Below are 5223 nucleotides of genomic sequence, written 5' to 3' on the forward strand. Positions count from 1 at the left end.
CCATCGGGTGTCAGACACCGGATGGCACCGGATGGGCAGGTTGCTACGCGCGGAGGGCGACGAGGAACTGACCGCCACCTTCGTCGATGTCGGAGCTGACGGCGAGGTCCGGTTCGAGGCGCGAGATCCGATCGACCAGCCACGCCGCGGCCTCGTCGGCGTCCGCGCGACTCGGGCAGCGGGCCATCACCTCGCGCCCGCCCTTCGTTGCGAGTCGTTCGACGCTCGGGATGATCGGCGACGGATCGACGACGAAGAGATGATCAGCCCACGGAACCACGGCGTCGACGTTGCCCTTCTTGGTGTTGCACGATCGGTGGGCCAGCCGTTCGGGGAGTTCGCCCGGGCTCTTCCGCTTGGCCTTCTTCCCACGAGCCTTCGCCTTGCGATCGGTCATGCGCGCGTCGACGCTCGGACCGCGGTCGTCGTTCACCGATCGGTCCGGGTCGACCGGTTCGTCACAGAGCCAGCAGCGCCAGCCGTCCCGTTCGCCGACCTCTTCGAGACGTGCCACGCCGGAACCGTACCGCTCGCCGTCAGGACCAGAACGCGTCGAGGCGGGCGACGAACCGATCCGGGTCGACGAGATGCGGATAGTGCCCGTGATCGGCCCAGACCTCGGTGACCGCGCCGTCGATGTGGCCGGCCAGCCAGTCGCCGTATCCCTCACCGGGGTCGATGCCGAACAGCGCGAGGTAGTCGACATCGACACCGTCGTATCCGGCGAGCGCCTCGTCGACCACGGTGGCGATGTGCTCGGTCGACTCGGTGAGCAGCAGCTCCCACACTCCGAGCACGACGTCCTGGTCGGGTCGGCGGGCCTCGTCGACGCGAGCCATCTCGTCCGGGCTGATCTTGTCACCCGCCATCATCTGGAACAGCGCCTCGATCACGAGTGGGAACGCCGCGGGATCGCGCAGCTGGTCGGCGAAGCCCATCAACTGTCCCTTGAACGCATCGAGCTGCAGGGACTGGTCGACGTCGACCACCGAGCTGACCGGCATTGCCGCACCCGCAGCCGAGACGACGGCGCCGCCGAGCGAGTGCCCGACGAGATGTGGCCGGTCGATCCCGAGGTGCACGGCCACCGCGGCGATGTCGCCCGCCATCGCTTCGAGGTCGTACCGCTCGGCCTTCCCCGACCTTCCGTGGCCGCGAAGATCGACGGCGACCACCCGTCGATTCGGAGTGAGTCGGTCGATCAGAGGACCCCACGTGACGGCGCTCTCGGTGATGCCGTGAACGAGGATCACGGGTGTTCCATCGCCTCCCGCGTGGTCGTCGAACGCGAGCGTCGTGCCGTCGGCGGAGTGTGTCGTGCCCATCGGAGAAGTGTCGCACGCACGGCCCGCACCGTCACACCTACGCGATGATGGAACGATGACCACCGATCCCATTGCGCTGCTCGGGATTCCGTTGGACGCGAACTCGTCGTTCATGTTCGGGTGCGCAGCGGGCCCGGCGGCGATACGCGCGGCGTTGCACTCGACCTCGGGGAACGAGGCGACCGAGCGGTCGGTGGAGGTCATCCCGCTGCTCCGCGATGTGGGTGACGTGGGGATCACGAACGTCACCGGGTCGGAGGCCGACGCCGACGTGATCACTGCCGCAGTGCGAGATCAACTCGTCGCGCACCGCCAGATCATCTCGCTCGGTGGTGATCACTCGGTGACGTACCCGATCCTGCGCGCGATGCGCGAGCGCTACGACGACCTGACCGTCGTCCACGTCGACGCGCATCCGGACATGTACGACGATCTCGACGGGAACCGGCTCAGCCATGCCTCGCCGTTCGCTCGTGCGCTCGAAGAGTCCTGCATGACATCACTCGTCCAACTCGGGATCCGCACCGCGAACCGGCACCAGGTCGAGCAGTCGGAGCGATGGGGCGTCACCATGATCACGCCGCGCGAACTCGACGAGTTCGACGCGGCGAAGCTCACGGGACCGATGTACCTGAGCATCGATCTTGACGGTCTCGACCCCTCGTGTGCTCCCGGGGTGAGTCATCACGAGCCGGGCGGCCTCACGGTCCGGGAGGTGCTCGACGTCATCGACGCTCTGCCCGGCCCCCTCGTCGGAGCCGATGTCGTCGAACTCAACCCGAGCCGCGACGTCGTCGACATGACGGCGATGGTCGCCGCGAAGCTCGTCAAGGAGATCGCCGGCGCGATGGTGGAGCGACGTTGACGTGGCGGTGATCCGGAGCTGGGGCGGCAATCGCGAGTATCGCGCCGTGGCGATCGAGCGCCCGGCAACCCTCGGTGATGTGCAACGGTCGATCGCCGAATCGCCACAGGTGTCGGTGATCGGAACGCGGCACACGTTCAACGACATCGGCGACGGTGAGGTGTTGGTGGACCTGTCCAACCTGGCGTCGCCTCCGGTCATCGACCGGGCGCGCCGACGGGTCAGTGTGAGCGGGGCGACGACCTACTCCGAGCTGACCTGGCACCTCGACCGAGCTCGGATGGCGTTGCACAACCTTGCATCCCTGCCGCACCTCTCGGTCGCGGGAGCCACCGCCACGGGCACGCATGGATCGGGGTCTGCGCTCGGGAACCTCTCGACGGCTGTCGAATCGGTCGAGATGATCACCGCCGATGGGGACGTCGCGACCTTTCATCGTGGCGACGACTACTTCGATGGCGCGGTCGTCCATCTGGGCGCGCTCGGTGTGGTGACCCGCCTCGAGTTGGCCCTCGAGGAGACGTACTCCGTCGAACAGACGGTGTTCGACGGTTTGGACTGGGAAACGCTCGCCAGCCGGTTCGACGAGGTGTTCGACTCGGCGACGAGCGTGAGTGTCTTCACGCGATGGGGAGCGACACCCGGCGCGTTGTGGTGCAAGCGTCGCGTGGATGATCGGCGCGCGTCGTCGCTCGACGTGCCGTTGACCTCCGCCACCTCGCCACGAAATCCGATTCCCGGGATCGCCGCGACGGGGTGCACCGAGCAGGGCGGTGTGCCCGGTCCGTGGTGGGACCGATGGCCGCACTTCCGCGCCGACGCCGTCCCGAGCGCGGGTGCCGAGATCCAGTCCGAGTTCTTCGTCGATCGCGGCGACAGCGTCGCGGCGATCGAGGCAATCCGCGCGATCGGGGACGAACTCGACGAGGTGCTCCTCGTGAGTGAGATCCGCACGATCGCGGGCGATGACCTGTGGATGAGCCCGTGTCACGGCCGCGACTCGACGGCGTTCCACTTCACCTGGCGACGCGACTCGGCTGCGGTCGAGACCGCGGTCGAACTGCTCGCGCAGCAACTCGAGCCGTTCGCGGCGCGACCCCACTGGGGGAAGGTCTTCCCGACGTCGTTCCGCGCAGCCACTGCGTACGAACGGCTCGATGACTTCCTCGACCTTCGAGATCAATTGGATCCCGGTGGACGATTCACCACGCCGTGGTTCGAGCGCCACGTGCTCTGACGCCGAACTCCGCTGCCGACTGCAAGGACCCCGTTGCTCGCGGGTCAGGAAGGGTGATCGCCACCGGAACGGCCAGGCCGACATCGAAGGGAGCACCTCATCAGTCGGACAGTCGGGAGCGGAGGGCGAGGGCTCTCCGCTCCGCCGCGTCCGGCGAATCGGCCGTCACGGTGAGGTGGCCCATCTTGCGTCCGGGTCGAGCGTCGGTCTTGCCGTACAGGTGGAGAGTCGCCGCGGGGTCGGCGAGCGCCTCGGCCCAGTCGGGCTCGATGCCCTCGCCCCGACCGTCACGGAACCAGAGATCGCCGAGCAGATTCACCATCGCGACGGCAGGTGCGGTCATCGCGGTGTCGGCGAGGCCCACTCCGCACACCGCGCGGATCTGTTGTTCGAACTGGCTGGTGACGCTGGCGTCGAGGGTCCAGTGGCCGCTGTTGTGCGGTCGTGGAGCGATCTCGTTCACGAGCAGCCGGTCGCCGTCGACCACGAACATCTCGACGGCGAGCACACCGACGTACTCGAGCGCTTCGACGATGGTGGTGGCGAGCTCGATCGCCCGCTCGCCGATCGCCGGGTCGACCCGCGCGGGCACCACCGACACATCCAGAATGCCGTCGACGTGCACGTTCTCGGCGATCGGCCAGTTCGTCAGTGCACCGTCGGCGGTGCGCGCGACGATCACGCTGATCTCGGCGTGGAGGTCGAGCAGTGCCTCGACGATGCAGTCGGTCCCGGCGAACTCTGTGAGTGCCTCGTCGACCTCGGCGGGCCCGGCCGCGCGGCGTTGGCCCTTCCCGTCGTAGCCGAACCGGGCGGTCTTCACGATCGCGCCGTGTTCGGCGACTGCGTGGATGGCGCGGCGCTGGGCGTCGTCGAGGGTCGCCGGGGCCGGAGCGAACGGACCGACGGCGACCTCGTGGTCGACCATGAAGGTCTTCTCGACGATCCGGTCCTGCGCGACCGCCACGGCCGACGCCGCCGGGGCGACGGGGATCGATGCGGCCAGTTCGTCGAGCGCGGCGGCGGGGGCGTTCTCGAACTCGGTGGTGACCACCGCACACTCCGCCGCCAGCCGAGCCAGCGCCCCCGGGTCGTCGTATGGCGCGACGAGGTGCTCGTTCGCGACCACCGCTGCGGGAGCGTTCGGGTCGGGGTCCACGACCAGCGTTCGATACCCCATCGCGTTGGCCGCCATCAGGGCGTACTTGCCGAGTTGGCCTCCGCCCAGCATCCCGACGGTCGCGGGTGGAACGATCGGCGCGGTCATGCCGGTGGGGGAAGCACCGAAGCTGCGGCGGCGTCGCGTCGATCGGCGCGGTACCGGTCGAGCCGGTCGCGTAGCTCCTCGTCGTCGACCGCGAGCATCGCGACCGCGAACAGCGCCGCGTTGGTGGCACCGGCTTCGCCGATCGCGAACGTCGCAGTCGGGATTCCCGCCGGCATCTGGACGATCGACAGCAACGAGTCCTGACCGGACAGGTGGCGTGATGCGACGGGTACCCCGAGCACCGGCACCGTCGTCTTGGCAGCGAGCATCCCGGGGAGATGAGCGGCCCCTCCGGCTCCGGCGATGATCGCTCGCAGGCCGCGCTCGTGCGCCGACTCGGCGTAGGCGAACATCTCGTCGGGCATCCGATGGGCGCTCACCACCGCGGCCTCGTGCTTCACATCGAAGTGGGTGAGTACCTCGACCGCCTTCTCCATCGTCGGCCAATCACTCGCCGACCCCATCACCACTCCGATCACCCAGCCACCCTATTCGCAACTCGTGAACAGTTCCCGCGCTCCGTGCGCGA

At 68.4% G+C, this 5223-nt stretch carries 6 protein-coding genes; 2 read left to right on the top strand and 4 right to left on the bottom strand.

Annotated features, from left to right (window positions below; genetic code table 11):
* Positions 1 to 43: 43 nt before the first annotated feature.
* Together ON45_RS19165 and ON45_RS19170 are read right to left on the bottom strand one after the other, a co-directional pair.
* On the bottom strand, positions 44 to 514 hold the full coding sequence (locus ON45_RS19165) for a hypothetical protein (protein ID WP_040496150.1): 471 nt from the start codon (positions 512 to 514) through the stop codon (positions 44 to 46).
* Between the two features lie 22 nt (positions 515 to 536).
* Positions 537 to 1325, bottom strand: coding sequence for an alpha/beta fold hydrolase (locus ON45_RS19170; RefSeq protein WP_040496151.1), 789 nt, complete (start codon positions 1323 to 1325; stop codon positions 537 to 539).
* Between the two features lie 55 nt (positions 1326 to 1380).
* Between ON45_RS19170 and speB the strand changes: the two genes are divergently transcribed.
* Both speB and ON45_RS19180 read left to right on the top strand, forming a co-directional pair.
* Positions 1381 to 2190, top strand: coding sequence for an agmatinase (gene speB, locus ON45_RS19175; protein WP_040496152.1), 810 nt, complete (start codon positions 1381 to 1383; stop codon positions 2188 to 2190).
* 1 nt (position 2191) lies between these two features.
* Positions 2192 to 3427 (top strand): FAD-binding protein, encoded by a 1236-nt coding sequence (locus ON45_RS19180; RefSeq protein WP_040496153.1) that lies wholly within the window; start codon positions 2192 to 2194, stop codon positions 3425 to 3427.
* 100 nt (positions 3428 to 3527) lie between these two features.
* Here the strand turns inward: ON45_RS19180 and ON45_RS19185 are convergent, their stop codons facing one another.
* Positions 3528 to 4694, bottom strand: a complete 1167-nt coding sequence (locus ON45_RS19185) for a 5-(carboxyamino)imidazole ribonucleotide synthase (RefSeq protein WP_040496155.1) — start codon at positions 4692 to 4694, stop codon at positions 3528 to 3530.
* Positions 4691 to 5158 carry a 5-(carboxyamino)imidazole ribonucleotide mutase gene (gene purE, locus ON45_RS19190; RefSeq protein ID WP_040496156.1) on the bottom strand — a complete coding sequence of 156 codons (468 nt, stop codon included), beginning with the start codon at positions 5156 to 5158 and terminating at the stop codon, positions 4691 to 4693. Before purE ends, ON45_RS19185 begins: the two co-directional genes overlap by 4 nt.
* Between the last annotated feature and the right edge of the window lie 65 nt (positions 5159 to 5223).

Source organism: Ilumatobacter nonamiensis YM16-303 (assembly GCF_000350145.1).
GTDB lineage: Bacteria > Actinomycetota > Acidimicrobiia > Acidimicrobiales > Ilumatobacteraceae > Ilumatobacter_A > Ilumatobacter_A nonamiensis.